This window comes from Streptomyces sp. NPDC050418, from assembly GCF_044458745.1.
GTDB lineage: Bacteria > Actinomycetota > Actinomycetes > Streptomycetales > Streptomycetaceae > Streptomyces.
Genome location: NZ_JBITIG010000010.1, coordinates 355,364 through 373,496, shown reverse-complemented (window position 1 = coordinate 373,496; position 18,133 = coordinate 355,364). Strand labels below are relative to the sequence as shown.

The following is an 18,133-nucleotide window of genomic DNA, read 5'->3' as shown; positions in this document are numbered from 1 at the left end:
ATTCCGAACCCGGAAGCTAAGCCTCACAGCGCCGATGGTACTGCAGGGGGGACCCTGTGGGAGAGTAGGACGCCGCCGAACTAATTTTGATAAAGACGCTGGTCCCCGAACTTCGGTTCGGGGACCAGCGTCTTTTTGTTTTGCGTCACTTGCCGTTCACGTTGCCCCGACAGCATCCGCGGCATGGGGACTAGCGCACTGCTCAAGGCCGCAGGGATCGGACTCGGTGACGAGGTGATCGTGCCGGCCTACGGGAACGTCGAGATCGCCGAAGCCGTGGTGTCCGTGGGCGGGCTGCCCGTGTTCGCCGACATCGACCCCGGGACGTACTGCCTCGAGAGCGAGGCCGTCACCGCGGCCATCGGGCCGTGCACCGCCGCGATCGTCGCGGTACGGCGCTTCGGAGGTGCGGCAGGTCTGCGGCGGGTCCACGAAGTCGGTTCGGACAAGGGTCTGTTGGTCCTGGTCGAGGATGACGAGACCGCTCCTGTGCCGGCCGGCGAGATCATGCAGCGACAGGCGCAGGCAGCGTATTTGTCGGCCCGGCTGCGGGGTGTGGATGCTCCGGTGCACAACGAGGGGCACACGTACGGGCAGTACGTGGTGCGGGTGCCCGGGAACGGGCGGCCCGACCGGGATGCCTTCGCCCGTGCCGTACGCGCCAAGGGTGTGCGGTGTTCGGTGCCGGTGAAGACGCCCGTACACCGGCTGCCCGAGTACCGGCGCGATGTCGAGCTGCCCGAGACCGAACGTGCCGCCGACGAGACGCTGGCGCTCCACATCGGCGGCGGGCTCGGGCGGCGGGACCTGCAGCGGATGGTGTCCGCGTGCAATGCGCTCGGCGGCCTTCTGGTGCCTGCCTTTTGAAGAGGGCTCAGGGCAACGCGTCCAGGAACGCGCGGGTCGCGGGTGCCGGATTGAAACGGCTCCAGGCCACGTACTCGACCCGTTGCGGGCCGTCGACGACCGACAGGACGTGGACCTCCCGGTGGGCGTGGGCGATCGGCGGTGGGAGCATCGCGACCGCGAGGCCGCGGCTGACGATGCGCAGCATCAGCTCCGCCGACATCAGCTCGTAGGCGACTTCGCGCTCCAACTCGGCCGCCTCGAAGGCGAGATCGCTCTGGGCGCGGCCCTGTGAGCCGACCGGGAAGTCCGCGAACGGGGACTCGGCGAGACGGCGCAGGGTGACCTTGCTCTGGTCCGCGAGCGGGTGCGTGGGGGAGACGACCGCCACGAGTTTTTCGCGGGCCAGCTCGCGGGTGTCGACGCCTTGGGGTTCCCGGCCGGCAGGGAGGCCCAGGAAGGCGACGTCCAGGTTGCCCGCCGCCACGTCGGCGCTCATCGCATCGCTCGCTGCCACGTGCAGGCTGACGGAGACCTGTGGATACAGCTCGCGGTAGCGCTGCAGGACAGCGGGGATGTCGACCGCTGACACCGTCGGGATGATGCCGATCCGCAGCCGTCCGCGGACCTGGCCCACCGCCGCGGCCGCTTCCGCCGCGGCCAGGTCGGCGGCCTCGATGCACTGACGGGCCCGTACGAGGAACGCCTCGCCCGCGGGGGTCAGTTCGACGCGGCGGCTGGTGCGGGCGAAGAGCTGGACGCCCAGCTCCCGCTCCAGGGAGCCGATCTGGTGGCTCAACGCGGACTGGGCCACGAAGCACTGGCGGGCGGCACGGGTGAAGTTGCGGGTCTCCGCCACCGCGAGGGTGTAGCGGAGTTGTCTGAGCTCCATGCGATCTATCGTGCAGCGCGATCGGTTCGATGACAACCATGTGTTGGACCGATGGATAGGTGCGGGCCGAGACTCTTCCTATGACCACAGTGATGAGCCCACAGACCGTGAAGTCCGCGCAGCCGGTGAAGTCGCCGCAGCGTGCGGCAGTTGTCGGCGGTACGTTCGCCCTGATTCTCGCCACCGCTCTCGCGCCGATGGCGTGGGGGACGACGTACGCGGTGACGACGGAGTTCCTGCCCGCCGATCACCCGCTGTTCGCCGCCCTGTTGAGGTCGCTGCCGGGCGGGTTGCTGCTGCTTCTGCTCACGCGTGTCCTGCCCAGCGGGGTGTGGTGGTGGAAGGCCGCCGTGCTCGGGGTGCTGAACATCGGGGCCTTCTATCCGCTGCTGTTCCTCACCGCGGAGCTGCTGCCCGGAGGGGTGGCGGCCACGCTCGGCGCCGTGCAGCCGCTGATCGTGGCGGGACTCGCGGTGGGGGTGCTGCGGGAGCGGCCGTCGGTGTGGCGGATCGGGTGGGCGGTCGCGGGCGCGGCCGGGGTCGGGCTGGTCGTGCTCGGTCCGGCGGCCGGGCTGGGGCTCGCCGGGATCGGTGCCGGGTTGCTGGGGACGGCGTCCATGGCGCTCGGGGTCGTGCTGACCAAGCACTGGAAGGCGCCCGCGGGTGTCGGGCCCATGACGATGACCGCGTGGCAGCTCACCGCGGGCGGCCTGTTCCTGCTGCCGCTGGTGTTCGTCTTCGAGGGCGCGCCGCCGCAGATCGACGGTCCTGCGGTGCTCGGTTACCTGTGGCTCGGCACGGTCGGCGGCTTCATCGCCCACACGCTCTGGCTGCGGGGGATCGGACGGCTTCCGGTGACCGCGACCGCGCTGCTCGTCCTGCTGTCGCCGCTGGTGGCCGCCGTGATCGGCGCGACGTTCCTGGGGGAGTCCTTCACCGGTCTGCAGACCGTGGGCCTGGTCCTTGCGCTTGGAGCGCTGGTCGCGGGACAGCTCGCCCCTCGGCGCCGTACGCGCCGGAACAGCTGACGACGTCCACGATGCAGAAGGGAATGAGTGGGATGAGGATCGCAGTCATCGGAGCCACGGGGATGGTCGGCAGCCGGGTCACCGCCGAGGCCGTACGTCGGGGGCATTCCGTTGTCGCCGTCTCGCGCAGTGCGCCCCGGGAGCTGCCCGAGGGGGTCGAGTGGGTGGGTGCGGACGCGGGGCGGCCCGAGGAGCTCAAGCCCGTCGTCGCCTCGGTCGATGCCGTGGTGCTGGCCGTCCGGCCGGCGCCCGGGGCCGAGGCGGAGCTCGCGCCGCTCACCGCGCGGCTGCTCGACGTGACCGCAGGGACGCCGCTCCTCGTGGTCGGCGGTGCGGGTCCGCTGCGCAGTCCCTCGCGGGGACGCGTGGTCGATGATCCCGCGTACGTCCCCGAGCAGTGGCGGGCGATCGCGCGCGCCAGTGCGGAGCAACTCGAAGTGTGCGCCGGACACTTCAGTACCGACTGGACCTACCTCAGCCCGCCCGCGCTGCTCGAACCGGGCGAGCGGACGGGAACGTACCGGCGCGGTGGTGACACCCTCCTTGTCGGTGCCGACGGGCGTTCGCGGATCAGTGCCGAGGACCTGGCAGTCGCCGTGCTCGACGAAGTCCAGGCCCCCTGCGGGCTGCGGCATCTGACGGTCGCGTACTGACGCAGGTCAGCGGGCTAAGCGGCCTTCTTGGGGTGGGACTTGAAGAACTCCCACATCAGGTCGGTGGCGCTCACCGCCGCGTCCCGCTCGGCCATGTCCGACTTGCCCTGCGGCCAGGCGTGGCCCATCTGCGGCATCCGGTAGACCTCGACCGCGGAGCCGTCCGAGCACTTCGCCGCGGTGTGCGTGATCTTCTGCTTGAGCTTCGCAGGGGGCCCGGTCCTGCAGTCGAGGCGGGACTGCCAGGTCTTGAGGCCGTCGTCGAACGCCGGGTACCACTTGTCCTCGCCGCCGATGAACGTGATCACCGAGACCGGGGACTTGGGCATGTACGAGTCCTTGGTGGTGGGACTACCGCTGTAGCCGCCGCTGACCGGGGCGATGGCGGCGATCGTGTCCGAGAGTTCCACGGCCAGCTTGAAGGCCATGTCGCCGCCGTTGGAGATACCGGTCGCATAGATGCGCTGGGGATCGGCGCCCCAGGTGTCCACCAAGGACTCGGTCATCGTCTTGAGGAAGCCGACGTCGTCCTCGCTGCCGCAGCAGACCAGCGCGTTCATCCCGCCGTTGAGGCCCTCGGGGTAGACGGCCAGGAAGTTCTCGCGGTCGGCCTTCGCGGAGAGGTCGCTGAGCTTGGCGACGTGGGTGGCCGTGCTGGGGTACGGGTGCATCACGATCACCAGCGGGAGCTTCTTGCCCGGGGTGTACGAGGGCGGGGCATGGACCGTGTACGTGCGCTTCTGGCCCTTCCAGTCGAGGGTGACCGACTGGTCGCCAGGCGCCGGATTCACCTTCGGCGCCGAGGACTTGGACGGCTTCTTCGGCTTCTCGCTCTTACCGTCCCCCGAGTCGGAGGAGCAGCCGGCGAGCGCGAGGACCAGTGCGAGCAGGGCTGCGGTGAGGACGCGGCGTGGACCCGTGGGCGGCATGCGCGCATGGTGCCAGCGGCCGGGGGGTCGGTCCAGAGGAAGCGGTGGTTCTGCCCAAGCTGTGATCCGGGGTATGATCTGTCTCGTTGCCGCGCGGGAAACCGTGCAGGTCAACAGGCCCCTATAGCTCAGTCGGTAGAGCGTCTCCATGGTAAGGAGAAGGTCTGCGGTTCGATTCCGCATGGGGGCTCAGGAGAGCGAAGACCCCGCCCGGATCCGGGCGGGGTCTTCTGCGTAGCGGGACCGGAACAGGCCCGGCCGGGCTCAGTCCGTATGCGGCTCGGGGACGCGCATCGCGAGGATCGCCATGTCGTCGGAGGGCGCGTCGGTAGCGAAGCGCTCGACCGCGCGCATGACGCGGGAGGCGACCGCGCCCGCGGTGAGGCCGGTGCAGGTGGTGAGGACGTCCGTCAGGCCGTCGTCGCCGAGCATGCGGGTGCCCTCGCGGCGCTCGGTCACTCCGTCCGTCACGCAGAGCAGGACGTCGCCGGGCTCCAGCGTCATCGACTGCTCGTACAGCTCCAGGTCCTCCATCACACCGAGAAGCGGCTGCGGTTCGGCGAACGGCTCGACCGTGCCGTCCTGGCGCAGGCGCAGCGGCAGCGGATGGCCGGCGCAGACCAGCTTCAGGATCGCCGAGCCGTCCTCCTGCGGCCACAACTCCCCGTACAACAAGGTGAGGAAGCGGCTGCGGGCGCCCTCGTCGAGGATGGCCGCATTGAGGCGCTCAAGGACCGCGGGGCCGCCGAAGCCCTCGCGGGCGAGGAGCCGCAGCGCGTGGCGGGCGAGGCCGGTGACCGCGGCGGCCTCCGGGCCCGTGCCGCAGACATCGCCGATCGCGAAGCCGTACGCGCCGTCGCGGATGGGGAAGAGGTCGTAGAAGTCGCCGCCCACCTCGTTGCCCTCGCCGGCCGCGCGGTAGATCACCTCGACCTCGACGCCCGGGACCTGTGGGAGGCCGGGCGGGAGCAGGCTGCGCTGGAGGGACTGGCTGATGGCCATGCGCTCCGAATACAGGCGCGCGTTGTCGAGGGCGAGGGCCGCCCGGCGGGAGAGGTCCTCGGCGAGTTCGAGGATCTCCTGGCGGAAGTGCTCCTCGGAGGGCTTGCCGAGGGTGAGCATGCCGATGACGCGGTTGCGGGCGACGAGCGGCAGCACGACCGTTTCGCCGCCGACCGCGGAGGCCGTGGCGAGCGTGGTGCCGATGCCGGCCGCGAGCCGCGTGGGCTCGCCGAGGCCCAGGCTGCGCATCGAGGTGCGCAGGGCGGCGCGGTGGGCGGCCTCCGACGGCGCGTTCCACACGCGGGCGCCGGGGGTCGGGACCGGGTCCGGCGGATCGATGCGCTGGAGCAGGGCCTTGAGGCCGTCGATGCGGTCCTCGTCCTCGTGCAGTACGTAGGAGAGGTACGGCTCCGAGGACTGGTCCGCGATCGTGTAGACCGCGCACCAGGTGGCAAGCGTCGGGACCGTCATCTGGGCCATGAGCGCCAGGGTCTGGTCGCGGTCGAGGGTCCCGGCGAGCAGATCGGAGGCCTCGACGAGGAAGCTCAGCGAGCCGCGGCGCAGGCGCTCCAGCTCGCCCAGGCGGGCCGATTCGACGTTCAAAGCGATGCGGTCGGCGGCGAATTGGAGGCGGAGCGCCTCCTCGTTCGAGTACCGGCCGGGGGCCTCGGCCGCCACACCCAGCGAGCCGGTGAGCCGGCCCTCGACCTTGAGCGGGACGGTGACCACGGAGCGCATCCCGGTCCCGTTGAGCAGCGGGGCCGCGCCCGGGACCACGGTGAGGTCCTCGTGCACGGCAGGCATCCGCGCCGATCCGTACCGCCCGGTGCCCGCCTCGACCGGGACGCGGGCGAAGCGCTGGCGGGCGGAGGGCAGGCCGGTGGAGGCGCGGACCTCCAGTTCGGTCTCGTCGTCGGTGGCTAGCAGCAGGAAAGCGGCGTCGCCGTCGAGCATGTCGCGGGCGCGCTCGACCGTGCGCTGCAGGAGACCGTCGAGGTCGTCGGGCGCGGGGGAGCCGATGAAGGTGTCGAAGGGGTCGGCGGGGCCGCCCGTCTCCGGCAGGGTCGCCGCGTCGGGGGCGGGGCCGCGGTGCGGGGTCTGCAGGACCGCGCGCTCCTGGTCGCGCACGAGCAGACAGACCGTGGACGGATCGCCCTCGCTGTCCCGTACGCGCAGATGGGAGGCGTAGACGGGGATCACCCGGCCGTCGGCGCCGCGGATGCCGTAACTGCCTTCCCAGCGCGACAGCTGGAGCGCCTCGGCGATACCGGTGCCGGTGCCGGGGGTGTGCGGCCAGGCCGCGAAGTCGGTGAGCGGACGGCCGAGGACCTTCTGCGCCTCGTATCCGAACAAGCTCTCCGCGTCGTCGCTCCACGCGGTGATCGCGGCATCGCGGTCGAGCTGGACGACGGCGACGCGGACGCGCGGGTCGGTGACCGGCAGGAGTTCGACAGGGAGCGCGGGGCCCGCGGTGCGGGTGCCGACCGGGCGCTCGGGGAGGTCGAGGCGGAACCAGACCTGCTTGTGGGTGGGCGTGTACTCGACGCCCCAGCGGCTGGCGAGCGCGGCGCAGAGCTGGAGGCCGCGGCCGCCCTCGCGGTCAGGGCTGCCGAGTGTGCGCAAAGACTGCTGAAGCGGGATCTCTCGCTCCGGATAGCGGTCGGCGACCTCGATCCGTACAGCATCTTCACTGCGCAGGCACAGCACATCGGCGTTGGTGCCCGCGTGGACCACTGCGTTGGTGACGAGTTCGCTGGTCAGGACCACCGCGTCGTCGATGATGTCGGTGTGGCCCCAGCCCTGGAGGGTGTCGCGGACGAAGGCGCGGGCGCTCGCCACCGAGCGCCCGACCGGGTCGAATGTGGCGGCCGCTCGCGCGGTGATCACAGCACTCCTTGTCCGCGTGTCGGTCCCGGATCCGTCGACGTACACGTTTCCCCTGCCCATCGTGCGGCCGCCCCTCCGAAAGCGCGTCAGCCCGTGTGTTTCTCGTAACCACCGCCCAGGCCGGGCGGACCGGGGTGGTTGGACAGCCGGATGCCAGATTACTTACCTTCGCGGTTCATGCGGATGCCGGTTGCCGTGTTTTCGCCCGGAGGGTGCCTGCGGTGGCGATTTCCGTGGTGTACGAAGCTGCCGAAGTGTTATGGCCTGGTTCGGGCAGGGTGAAACACTGGGCAGGCTTCAATCGAGCGAAGTGGTCGACCCCTGCGGGAGGGACACGGTGGAGTCCGGTACAGCTGCGCGAGGCAAGGCCTCGCGCGCGAAAGGCGCTCAGCCCCGTGGCAGTCGCGGGAACGGGACCGTCGAGGTCGATGCCGCGGCCCTGAACAAGCTGGTCGCCGCGCTCGCCGCGATGCGGGACGGCAACTTCCGCAGGCGGCTGACCGTCGGCAACGACGGCGTGATGGGCGAGATCGCGGCGCTCTACAACGACGTCGCGGACCGCAATCTGCATCTGACCGGCGAGCTCTCGCGGGTGCGGCGGATGGTCGGACGTGAGGGAAAGCTCACGGAGCGGCTGGAGAGCGGCGCGTACGAAGGCTCGTGGGCGGTCGCGATCGACGCGTCCAACGCGCTGGTCGACGATCTCGTACGGCCCGTCTCGGAGGTCGGCCGGGTGCTCTCGGCCGTCGCGGAGGGCGACCTGGAGCAGCGGATGGAGCTGCGCGCGCCCGGGCCCGACGGCTCGGTGCATCCGTTGCGCGGGGAGTTCCTGAAGGTCGGACGTACGGTCAACAACCTCGTCGACCAGCTCTCGCGGTTCACCGACGAGGTCACACGGGTGGCCAGTGAGGTCGGTACCGAGGGCAAGCTGGGCGGTCAGGCCCGGGTGCGCGGTATGTCCGGTTCGTGGAAGGACCTCACGGATTCGGTCAACACGATGGCGTACCGGCTCACGGCGCAGGTGCGTGACATTGCTCTCGTCACCACCGCCGTCGCCAAGGGCGATCTGTCGCGCAAGGTCACGGTGCAGGTCGCGGGCGAGATGCTCGAGCTGAAGAACACCGTGAACACCATGGTCGACCAGCTCTCCTCCTTCTCCTCCGAGGTCACCCGCGTGGCCCGCGAGGTGGGCACCGAGGGCGAGCTGGGCGGGCAGGCGCAGGTGCCCGGGGTCGCCGGTGTGTGGAAGGAGCTCACCGACTCGGTGAACCTGATGGCCGGCAACCTCACCGCGCAGGTGCGCGGGATCGCCGAGGTCACCACGGCCGTCGCCAACGGTGATCTGTCCCGCAAGGTCACGGTGAGCGCGCGCGGCGAGGTGGCCCAGCTCGCCGAGACCATCAACCAGATGACCGAGACACTGCGTACGTTCGCGGACGAGGTCACCCGCGTGGCGCGCGAGGTCGGCTTCGACGGGCAGCTCGGCGGGCAGGCGCTCGTGCCGGGTGCGGCGGGCACGTGGAAGGACCTCACCGACTCGGTGAACACGGTCTTCCGGAATCTGACGACGCAGGTGCGCGACATCGCGACCGTGACGACCGCGGTGGCCAGCGGCGATCTCTCGCAGAAGGTCACGGTCGACGTGGCCGGCGAGATGCTGGAACTCAAGAACACCGTGAACACCATGGTCGACCAGCTCTCGGCCTTCGGTTCCGAAGTGACGCGGGTGGCGCGCGAGGTCGGCGTCGAGGGCGAACTGGGCGGCCAGGCCGAGGTGTCCGGCGCGGCGGGCACGTGGAAGGACCTCACCGACTCGGTGAACACCGCCTTCCGCAACCTCACCGGTCAGGTGCGCAACATCGCCCAGGTCACCACGGCGGTGGCGAACGGCGACCTGTCGCAGAAGGTCACGGTCGACGTCTCCGGCGAGATGCTCCAGCTGAAGAACACCGTGAACACGATGGTGGACCAGCTCTCCAGCTTCGCCGACCAGGTGACCGTCATGGCCCGTGACGTGGGTACGGAGGGCCGGCTCGGCGGCCAGGCACGCGTGGACGGCGTCTCGGGTACGTGGAAGGACCTCACCGACTCCGTCAACTTCATGGCCGGCAACCTGACTTCACAGGTGCGGCAGATCGCCCAGGTCACCACGGCCGTGGCGCGCGGCGACCTCTCGCAGAAGATCGAGGTCGACGCGCGCGGCGAGATCCTGGAGTTGAAGAACACCATCAACACGATGGTCGATCAGCTCTCCGCCTTCGCCGACCAGGTGACGCGCGTGGCCCGCGACGTGGGTACGGAGGGCCGGCTCGGCGGTCAGGCGCAGGTGCCCGGGGTCGCCGGTGTGTGGCGCGATCTGACCGACTCCGTGAACGGCATGGCCGGCAACCTCACCGCCCAGGTGCGCAACATCGCGCAGGTCGCGACCGCGGTCGCCCGAGGTGACCTCTCGCAGAAGATCGAGGTTGATGCGCGCGGCGAGATCCTGGAGCTGAAGAACACCCTCAACACGATGGTGGACCAGCTCTCCAGCTTCGCCGACCAGGTGACCCGCGTGGCACGCGAGGTGGGCACCGAGGGCATCCTCGGCGGCCAGGCCGAGGTGCAGGGCGTCGCGGGCACGTGGAAGGACCTCACGCAGTCCGTGAACTTCATGGCGAACAACCTGACTTCACAGGTGCGCAACATCGCCGAGGTCACGACCGCGGTCGCCATGGGCGACCTGTCGAAGAAGATCACGGTCGACGCGAAGGGCGAGATCCTCGAACTCGTCACCACCGTCAACACCATGGTCGACCAGCTCTCGAATTTCGCCGAGCAGGTCACCCGCGTGGCCCGCGAAGTGGGTACGGAGGGCCAGCTGGGCGGTCAGGCCCGGGTGCCGGGAGTCACCGGCATCTGGAAGGACCTCAGCGACAACGTGAACCTGATGGCGTCCAACCTGACCAGCCAGGTGCGCAACATCTCGCAGGTCGCGATGGCGGTCGCCAACGGTGACCTGACCCGTACCGTCACGATCGAGGCGCGCGGCGAGGTCGCGCAGCTCGCCGACACCTTCAACACCATGGTGCGCACGCTGAGTTCGTTCGCGGACCAGGTCACCAAGGTCGCCCGCGAGGTGGGCACCGACGGAATCCTCGGCGGGCAGGCCCGCGTCCCCGGCGTCGCCGGGACGTGGAAGGACCTCACCGAGTCCGTGAACCAGATGGCCGCCAACCTGACCGGCCAGGTGCGCAACATCGCGATGGTCACGACCGCCATCGCCAAGGGCGATCTCACCAAGAAGATCGACATCGACGCGCGCGGCGAGATCCTGGAGCTCAAGACCACCATCAACACCATGGTCGACCGGCTCTCCGCGTTCTCCCAGGAGGTCACCCGCGTGGCCCGCGAGGTGGGCACGGAAGGCCAGTTGGGCGGCCAGGCCCGCGTACGCGACGTCGACGGCACCTGGCGCGACCTCACCGAGTCCGTGAACGAGATGGCCGGGAACCTGACCCGCCAGGTGCGCGCCATCGCCGCGGTCGCCACCGCGGTGACCCGCGGCGACCTCAACCTGAAGATCGACGTCGACGCGGCGGGCGAGATCCAGGACCTGCAGGACAACATCAACACGATGATCGCCAACCTGCGCGACACCACCATCGCCAACAAGGAGCAGGACTGGCTCAAGGGCAACCTGGCCCGTATCTCCGGCCTCATGCAGGGCCGCCGCGACCTCGCGGACGTGGCCGGTCTGATCATGAGCGAGCTGACCCCGGTGGTCTCCGCGCAGCACGGCGCGTTCTTCCTGGCCGCGCCCACGGACGACCTGGGCGGAGCCGCCGAGGAGGACGCGTACGAACTGCGCATGATGGGCAGTTACGGCTACTCGATGGGCTCGATGCCCACGTCCTTCAAGCCGGGCGAGACGCTCATCGGGACGGCCGCGCAGGAGCGCCGCACGATCCTCGTCGAGAACGCGCCCTCCGGCTATCTCAAGATCGCCTCCGGTCTCGGGGACGCGCCTCCGGCGCAGGTCATCGTTCTTCCGGTGCTCTTCGAGGGGAAGGTACTCGGAGTGATCGAGCTGGCGTCGTTCCAGCCGTTCACGCAGATCCAGCGGGACTTCCTCAGCCAGATCGCCGAGATGATCGCGACGAGCGTCAACACGATCTCCGTCAATACGAAGACGGAGGTGCTGCTCAAGCAGTCGCAGGAGCTGACCGAGCAACTGCGCGACCGCTCCGAGGAGTTGGAGAACCGGCAGAAGGCGCTGCAGCTCTCCAACGCCGAACTGGAGGAGAAGGCCGAGCTGCTCGCCCAGCAGAACCGCGACATCGAGGTCAAGAACACCGAGATCGAAGAGGCCCGCCAGGTGCTCGAGGAGCGCGCCGAGCAGCTCGCGGTCTCGATGCGCTACAAGTCCGAGTTCCTCGCGAACATGTCGCACGAACTCCGTACACCGCTCAACTCCCTGCTGATCCTCGCCAAGCTGCTCGCGGACAACGCGGAGGGGAATCTCTCGCCCAAGCAGGTCGAGTTCGCCGAGACGATCCACGGCGCGGGCTCCGACCTGCTCCAGCTCATCAACGACATCCTCGACCTCTCCAAGGTCGAGGCGGGCAAGATGGACGTCTCGCCCACACGGATCGCGCTCGTCCAGCTCGTGGACTACGTGGAGGCCACGTTCCGTCCGCTCACCGCGGAGAAGGGCCTCGACTTCTCGGTTCGGGTCTCCCCGGAACTGCCCGCGACGCTGCACACGGACGAGCAGCGCCTGCTCCAGGTGCTGCGCAACCTGCTGTCGAACGCGGTGAAGTTCACCGACTCCGGCGCCGTCGAGCTGGTCATCCGGCCCGCGGGCGCGGACGTACCGCACGAGATCCGCACCCAGCTCCTGGAGATGGGCACGCTGACCAGCCCGGACGCGGACGTCATCGCGTTCTCGGTCACGGACACCGGTATCGGTATCCCGGGCAGCAAGATGCGGGTCATCTTCGAGGCGTTCAAGCAGGCCGACGGCACCACGAGCCGCAAGTACGGCGGTACGGGCCTGGGTCTGTCGATCAGCCGGCTCATCGCGCGGCTGCTCGGCGGCGAGATCCACGCGGCGAGCGAACCGGGCCGCGGCTCGACGTTCACGCTGTACCTGCCGCTGCACCCGAGCGAGCTGCCGCCGCAGGAATACGCCCAACTGGCCACCGCCATCGAGCCGGAGGGCCAGACCGGGCTGCCGCCGCTGCCCGCGCTGCCGCCCGTGCCGGCCGACGAGCCGTTCACGGTGAGCGACAACAACGGCCGGCCCGAGCCGGTCGCACCGGAGCCGGTGTCCGGACACGGGACGCTCTTCAGGCGCCGCCGCCGCTCGGTGCAGGCCGTGGAGCCGCGGGCCGCGCTGCCGGGCCAGACGGCCGGGCAGACGGGCCAGGGTCCCGGCGGACAGGATCAGTGGGCGGAGCCCGAGCAGCCGGCGCCGCAGCCGCGGCCGAGCTTCCACTTCGGCGGCGAGAAGGTCCTGATCGTCGACGACGACATCCGCAACGTGTTCGCGCTGACCTCCGTCCTCGAGCAGCACGGACTCGCGGTCCTGTACGCGGAGAACGGGCGCGAGGGCATCGAAGTCCTGGAGCAGCACGACGATGTGACGCTCGTCCTGATGGACATCATGATGCCGGAGATGGACGGCTATGCGACGACCACGGCGATTCGCCGGATGCCGCAGTTCGCGGGCCTGCCGATCATCGCGCTCACCGCGAAGGCGATGAAGGGCGACCGGGAGAAGGCCATCGACTCCGGCGCCTCCGACTACGTCACGAAGCCGGTCGATCCCGATCACCTGCTGTCGGTGATGGAAAGCTGGATGAACGAGAAGTGATCGCCGGCCGGTCGGTAAGCGTCCGGCCGGTGATCAGGATCGTGCATGATCTGCCCGTGTGCGGCGTCCCCCATGGTCCGCCGCACACGGGAACCGCACAGAATCCGCTGACGGAACGTGTCCATTACCGTGTAGAAGTGCGGGATTCGGGGAACCTTCTGGTCTCCGCTTGCGTTTCTGCTACGTGCACAGTGACATCGCGGTGACAGGGTGTGGCGACGGGCGGGGTGCGGCTACCATGACCGGCACAAGGACGGGCGGCGTGACGGAGTCGTCCGCTGGGGTGGCGAGAGGTGCTGCCCCAAGTCCTTCGGACAGGGGAGGCCCCGTACCGGGGCGAGGAGGACGGGCCATGGTGCAGAAGGCCAAGATCCTCCTGGTCGATGACCGGCCGGAGAATCTGCTGGCGCTCGAGGCCATCCTCTCTGCGCTCGATCAGACACTGGTGCGGGCATCGTCCGGGGAGGAAGCGCTCAAAGCACTGCTCACGGACGATTTCGCGGTCATTCTGCTGGACGTCCAGATGCCTGGAATGGACGGTTTCGAAACCGCGGCGCACATCAAGCGCCGGGAACGGACCCGTGACATCCCGATCATCTTCCTCACGGCGATCAATCACGGTCCGCACCACACCTTCCGCGGGTACGCGGCCGGTGCGGTCGACTACATCTCCAAGCCCTTCGACCCGTGGGTGCTGCGCGCGAAGGTCTCGGTGTTCGTCGAGCTCTACATGAAGAACTGCCAACTGCGCGAGCAGGCCGCTCTGCTGCGGCTTCAGCTCGAAGGCGGCGGCAAGGCGCCGGTCGGGGACAGGAGCGAGCCCGCGGGTCTGCTCGCCGAGCTGTCGGCGCGGCTCGCGGCCGTCGAGGAGCAGGCCGAGGCGCTCTCCAAGCAGCTCGACGACGAGTCCGCGGACGCCGCGGCCGTGGCGACGGCGGCACACCTGGAGCGCAAACTCACAGGCCTGCGCCGGGCACTTGACGCGCTGGAGCCGGGCGCCGGCCCCGGTGCCCCCGCGGTTCCCCCGCAGAACTGAGCTCACTCTCCTCGCTCCACCTGCGCAATTGATCCGGCGTCAGTTCTGCGCCTCGGTATGCCGACACGAACGGGTGAAGCAGTAGGCACACGTGTCCGCAGGGGTTCGCACCGGTAACCTCACCCCCATGGCCTCACGTCCCTCCGCAGCCAAGAAGCCGCCCGCCAAGAAGGCGGCCGCGCCCAAGAAGGCTCCGGCGAAGAAGGCCGCAGCATCCAAGGCGCCGGCCAAGAAGGCGCCGGCGAAGAAGGCCCCCGCCAAGAAGGCCGCGGCCAAGCCGGCACCGAAGCCCGCCCCGAATCCGACCGGCGGCGTCTACAAGCTGGCCCGCGCGGTCTGGCTCGGGCTCGCGCACGCGGTGGGGGCGACGTTCCGCGGCATAGGGCGTGGCGCCAAGGGGCTCGACCCGGCCCACCGCAAGGACGGGCTCGCGCTGCTCCTGCTCGGCCTCGCGCTGATCGTCGCGGCCGCCACCTGGTCCCAACTCCGCGGCCCCGTCGGCGATCTGGTGGAGCTGCTCGTCACCGGCGCGTTCGGCCGGCTCGACCTGCTCGTGCCGCTGCTGCTCGGCGGGATGGCCGTACGGCTGATCCGCCACCCCGAGCAGCCGGAGGCCAACGGCCGTATCGTCATCGGGCTTTCGGCGCTCGTCCTCGGTGTGCTCGGCCAGGTGCACATGGCGTGCGGCGCGCCCGGGCGCGGTGAGGGGACCGAGGCCATAAGGGATGCCGGCGGGCTGATCGGCTGGGGTGCGTCCCGTCCCCTGATCTTCACGATGGGCGAGGTGCTCGCCCTGCCGCTCCTCGTCCTGCTCACCGTCTTCGGGCTGCTCGTGGTCACGGCCACGCCGGTGAACGCGGTGCCGCAGCGGCTGCGGCTGCTCGGCCGGAAGCTCGGCATCCTCCAGCCCGAGCCCGCGACGGACGCGGACTTCTCGGAGGACGACGCGCGCTACGACGACCAGTGGCGCGAGGCGGTGCCCGCGTCCGGCGCCCGCCGCAAGCAGACGCCCGCCCCCGAGTCGTACGACCCGGACAGGGCCGAGGAGGAGGCGCTCACCAAGCGGCGCAGGCCGCGGCGGACCAGCGTGCAGCCCGAGATGGAGCCCTCGCTCGACGCCATCGACGTGGCCGCGGCGGCCGCCGCCGCGCTCGACGGCGCGGTGCTGCACGGGATGCCGCCCTCGCCGCTGGTCGCCGACCTCACGCAGGGCGTGACGGTCGAGCGGGAGCCCGAGCCGACGCCCACCCCGCTGCCGGGCGCACGCGTCCAGGAGCCGCTGCCGGCCGCGCGCGCCCAGGAGACCCTGCCGGCCACCGGGACAGCCGTCCCCGACCTCACCAAGCCCGCGCGCGAGGAGCCGCGCGATCTGCCGCCGCGTGCCGAGCAGCTGCAGCTCTCCGGTGACATCACGTACGCGCTGCCCTCGCTCGACCTCCTGGAGCGCGGCGGTCCCGGCAAGTCGCGCAGCGCCGCGAACGACGCCGTCGTGGCCTCGCTCAGCAACGTGTTCACCGAGTTCAAGGTGGATGCCGAGGTCACCGGCTTCACGCGTGGCCCGACCGTCACGCGCTACGAGGTCGAGCTCGGCCCGGCCGTGAAGGTCGAGAAGATCACGGCACTCGCGAAGAACATCGCGTACGCCGTCGCCTCGCCCGACGTGCGGATCATCAGCCCGATCCCCGGCAAGTCCGCGGTCGGCATCGAGATCCCGAACACCGACCGCGAGATGGTCAACGTCGGCGACGTGCTCCGCCTCGCGGACGCCGCCGAGGACGACCACCCGATGCTCGTGGCCCTCGGCAAGGACGTCGAGGGCGGCTATGTGATGGCGAACATCGCGAAGATGCCGCACGTCCTGGTCGCCGGCGCCACCGGCTCCGGAAAGTCCTCCTGCATCAACTGTCTGATCACCTCGATCATGATGCGGGCAACCCCCGAGGACGTCCGGATGGTCCTCGTCGACCCGAAGCGCGTGGAGCTCACCGCGTACGAAGGCATCCCGCACCTGATCACGCCGATCATCACCAACCCGAAGCGGGCCGCGGAGGCGCTGCAGTGGGTCGTGCGCGAGATGGATCTGCGCTACGACGACCTCGCGGCGTACGGCTTCCGGCATATCGACGACTTCAACGAGGCGGTACGGAACGGGAAGGTCACCGCGCCCCTCGGCAGCGAGCGGGAGCTCCAGCCGTACCCGTACCTCCTGGTGATCGTCGACGAGCTCGCCGACCTGATGATGGTCGCGCCGCGGGACGTCGAGGACTCCATCGTCCGGATCACCCAGCTCGCGCGCGCCGCCGGTATCCACCTCGTGCTGGCCACGCAGCGGCCCTCGGTCGACGTCGTGACCGGTCTGATCAAGGCGAACGTGCCCTCGCGGCTCGCGTTCGCCACCTCCTCGCTCGCCGACAGCCGGGTCATCCTGGACCAGCCCGGCGCCGAGAAGCTGATCGGTAAGGGCGACGGGCTCTTCCTGCCGATGGGGGCGAACAAGCCGACCCGTATGCAGGGCGCCTTCGTCACCGAGGCCGAGATCGCCGCCGTCGTGCAGCACTGCAAGGACCAGATGGCGCCCGTCTTCCGCGAGGACGTCACGGTCGGCACCAGGCAGAAGAAGGAGATCGACGAGGAGATCGGCGACGATCTGGATCTGCTGTGCCAGGCCGCCGAGCTGGTCGTCTCGACCCAGTTCGGATCCACGTCGATGCTCCAGCGCAAGCTCCGGGTCGGGTTCGCGAAGGCGGGGCGCCTGATGGACCTCATGGAGTCGCGCAACATCGTCGGGCCCAGCGAGGGCTCGAAGGCACGGGATGTTCTGGTCAAGCCGGACGAATTGGATGGAGTGCTGGCGGTGATCCGCGGGGAGGCTCACCCTTAAGGGAACAGGAGGCAACCGTTTCTCTTCGGGCTACGTCAAGTTGGATGGAGAGACGGCAACCTGTCCCACCATCAGGATGTCCGGTCATGGTGAAGGTCCGGCCAGCCTGATGGCGTACAAAGTGCTCCCGCCCGGTTGCCTCACCCTTTCGTACCCCCCCTAGACTGAACGTCCAGCAGGTGGCTACACGCTCGAAAGGCGCCCCCGTGTCCATCGGCAACTCCCCTGAAGACGACCGGCCTTCGATCCCGGAAGTCGACGACGACCGTCCCTCGATCGGACGGGCCCTCCAGCTCGCCCGCCTCGAGGCGCGACTCACGGTCGACGAGGTCAGTGCGGCGACCCGGGTCCGCGTTCCGATCGTGCATGCGATCGAACAGGATGACTTCTCGCGCTGCGGCGGCGACGTCTACGCCCGCGGGCACATCCGTTCCATCGCGCGCGCCGTCGGCATCGACGCAGCTCCGCTGCTCGACCAGTTCACCGCGGAGCATGGCGGCCGGACCACTCCGACCCCCGCCGCACCCCTGTTCGAGGCCGAACGCATCCGGTCCGAGCCGCGGCGGCCCAACTGGACCGCGGCCATGGTCGCGGCCATCGTCGCCGTGATCGGCTTCGTCGGGTTCACGATGTTCAGTGACTCCGGCACCGGCGGCAAGGACTCCGTGGCGGAAGGCTCGGTGACCCCCTCGCCGGAGGCGGGCAAGGACACCGGCAAGCCCGCGCCGTCCAAGCCCGCCGACCCCAAGCCGGACCCGGCCGACAGCGCCATCGCCAATGCGCCCAAGGACAAGGTCACCGTCCTGATCAGCGCGGATGCCGGCCAGAGCTGGATCTCCGCCAAGGACCACAACGGTGTGACGATGTTCGACGGGCTGATCAACAAGGGCCAGACGAAGACCTTCACCGACGACGACCGCATCGATCTCGTGCTCGGGAACGCGGGAGCCATAAAGCTCTTCGTGAACGGCAAGGAGATCAAGGACGACTTCCAGCAGGGACAGGTCGAGCGGCTCTCCTACACCAAGGAGGACCAGCAGGAGGCCGACCCCCAGGCCGGCTGACGCCCGCCATCGCCTCGAGAACGCCCCCGCCGGCCGTGTGCCGGCGGGGGCGTTCCCG

At 69.8% G+C, this 18,133-nt stretch carries 10 protein-coding genes, 1 tRNA gene and 1 rRNA gene; 9 read left to right on the top strand and 3 right to left on the bottom strand.

The window, feature by feature from the left end:
• Positions 1 to 81, top strand: a 5S ribosomal RNA gene (rrf, locus tag ACIBI4_RS25665); the annotation flags it as partial.
• Between the two features lie 102 nt (positions 82 to 183).
• Positions 184 to 867 (top strand): DegT/DnrJ/EryC1/StrS family aminotransferase, encoded by a 684-nt coding sequence (locus ACIBI4_RS25660; RefSeq protein ID WP_399206379.1) that lies wholly within the window; start codon positions 184 to 186, stop codon positions 865 to 867.
• A 7-nt stretch (positions 868 to 874) separates the two neighbouring features.
• Here the strand turns inward: ACIBI4_RS25660 and ACIBI4_RS25655 are convergent, their stop codons facing one another.
• On the bottom strand, positions 875 to 1,738 hold the full coding sequence (locus tag ACIBI4_RS25655) for a LysR family transcriptional regulator (protein ID WP_399206378.1): 864 nt from the start codon (positions 1,736 to 1,738) through the stop codon (positions 875 to 877).
• A 92-nt stretch (positions 1,739 to 1,830) separates the two neighbouring features.
• Here ACIBI4_RS25655 and ACIBI4_RS25650 point away from each other — a divergent pair, with 92 nt between their 5' ends.
• Positions 1,831 to 2,766, top strand: coding sequence for an EamA family transporter (locus tag ACIBI4_RS25650; RefSeq protein WP_399206377.1), 936 nt, complete (start codon positions 1,831 to 1,833; stop codon positions 2,764 to 2,766).
• 32 nt (positions 2,767 to 2,798) lie between these two features.
• Positions 2,799 to 3,419, top strand: a complete 621-nt coding sequence (locus ACIBI4_RS25645) for an NAD(P)-dependent oxidoreductase (RefSeq protein WP_399206376.1) — start codon at positions 2,799 to 2,801, stop codon at positions 3,417 to 3,419.
• A 14-nt stretch (positions 3,420 to 3,433) separates the two neighbouring features.
• On the opposite strand, the gene ACIBI4_RS25640 is transcribed toward ACIBI4_RS25645, so the two are convergent.
• Positions 3,434 to 4,348: an alpha/beta hydrolase family esterase gene (locus ACIBI4_RS25640; RefSeq protein ID WP_399206375.1), complete on the bottom strand. Its 915-nt coding sequence runs from the start codon at positions 4,346 to 4,348 to the stop codon at positions 3,434 to 3,436.
• A gap of 117 nt (positions 4,349 to 4,465) precedes the next feature.
• On the opposite strand from ACIBI4_RS25640, the gene ACIBI4_RS25635 reads away from it, so the two are divergent.
• Positions 4,466 to 4,538 (top strand) — tRNA-Thr (locus ACIBI4_RS25635).
• Positions 4,539 to 4,612: 74 nt separating this feature from the next.
• Here the strand turns inward: ACIBI4_RS25635 and ACIBI4_RS25630 are convergent.
• Complete coding sequence (locus ACIBI4_RS25630) at positions 4,613 to 7,297, bottom strand: SpoIIE family protein phosphatase (protein ID WP_399206374.1); 2,685 nt, start codon at positions 7,295 to 7,297, stop codon at positions 4,613 to 4,615.
• A gap of 277 nt (positions 7,298 to 7,574) precedes the next feature.
• Between ACIBI4_RS25630 and ACIBI4_RS25625 the strand changes: the two genes are divergently transcribed.
• The 4 genes from ACIBI4_RS25625 (at position 7,575) to ACIBI4_RS25610 (ending at position 18,075) form a co-directional block, all read left to right on the top strand.
• Positions 7,575 to 13,094: a HAMP domain-containing protein gene (locus ACIBI4_RS25625; protein WP_399206373.1), complete on the top strand. Its 5,520-nt coding sequence runs from the start codon at positions 7,575 to 7,577 to the stop codon at positions 13,092 to 13,094.
• Between the two features lie 352 nt (positions 13,095 to 13,446).
• The gene (locus ACIBI4_RS25620; protein WP_399206372.1) at positions 13,447 to 14,130 is read left to right on the top strand and encodes a two-component system response regulator; all 684 of its coding nucleotides are present in this window, start codon (positions 13,447 to 13,449) and stop codon (positions 14,128 to 14,130) included.
• A 127-nt stretch (positions 14,131 to 14,257) separates the two neighbouring features.
• Positions 14,258 to 17,011 (top strand): DNA translocase FtsK, encoded by a 2,754-nt coding sequence (locus tag ACIBI4_RS25615; RefSeq protein ID WP_399206371.1) that lies wholly within the window; start codon positions 14,258 to 14,260, stop codon positions 17,009 to 17,011.
• A 206-nt stretch (positions 17,012 to 17,217) separates the two neighbouring features.
• Positions 17,218 to 18,075, top strand: a complete 858-nt coding sequence (locus ACIBI4_RS25610) for a helix-turn-helix domain-containing protein (protein ID WP_399206370.1) — start codon at positions 17,218 to 17,220, stop codon at positions 18,073 to 18,075.
• Positions 18,076 to 18,133 lie beyond the last annotated feature (58 nt).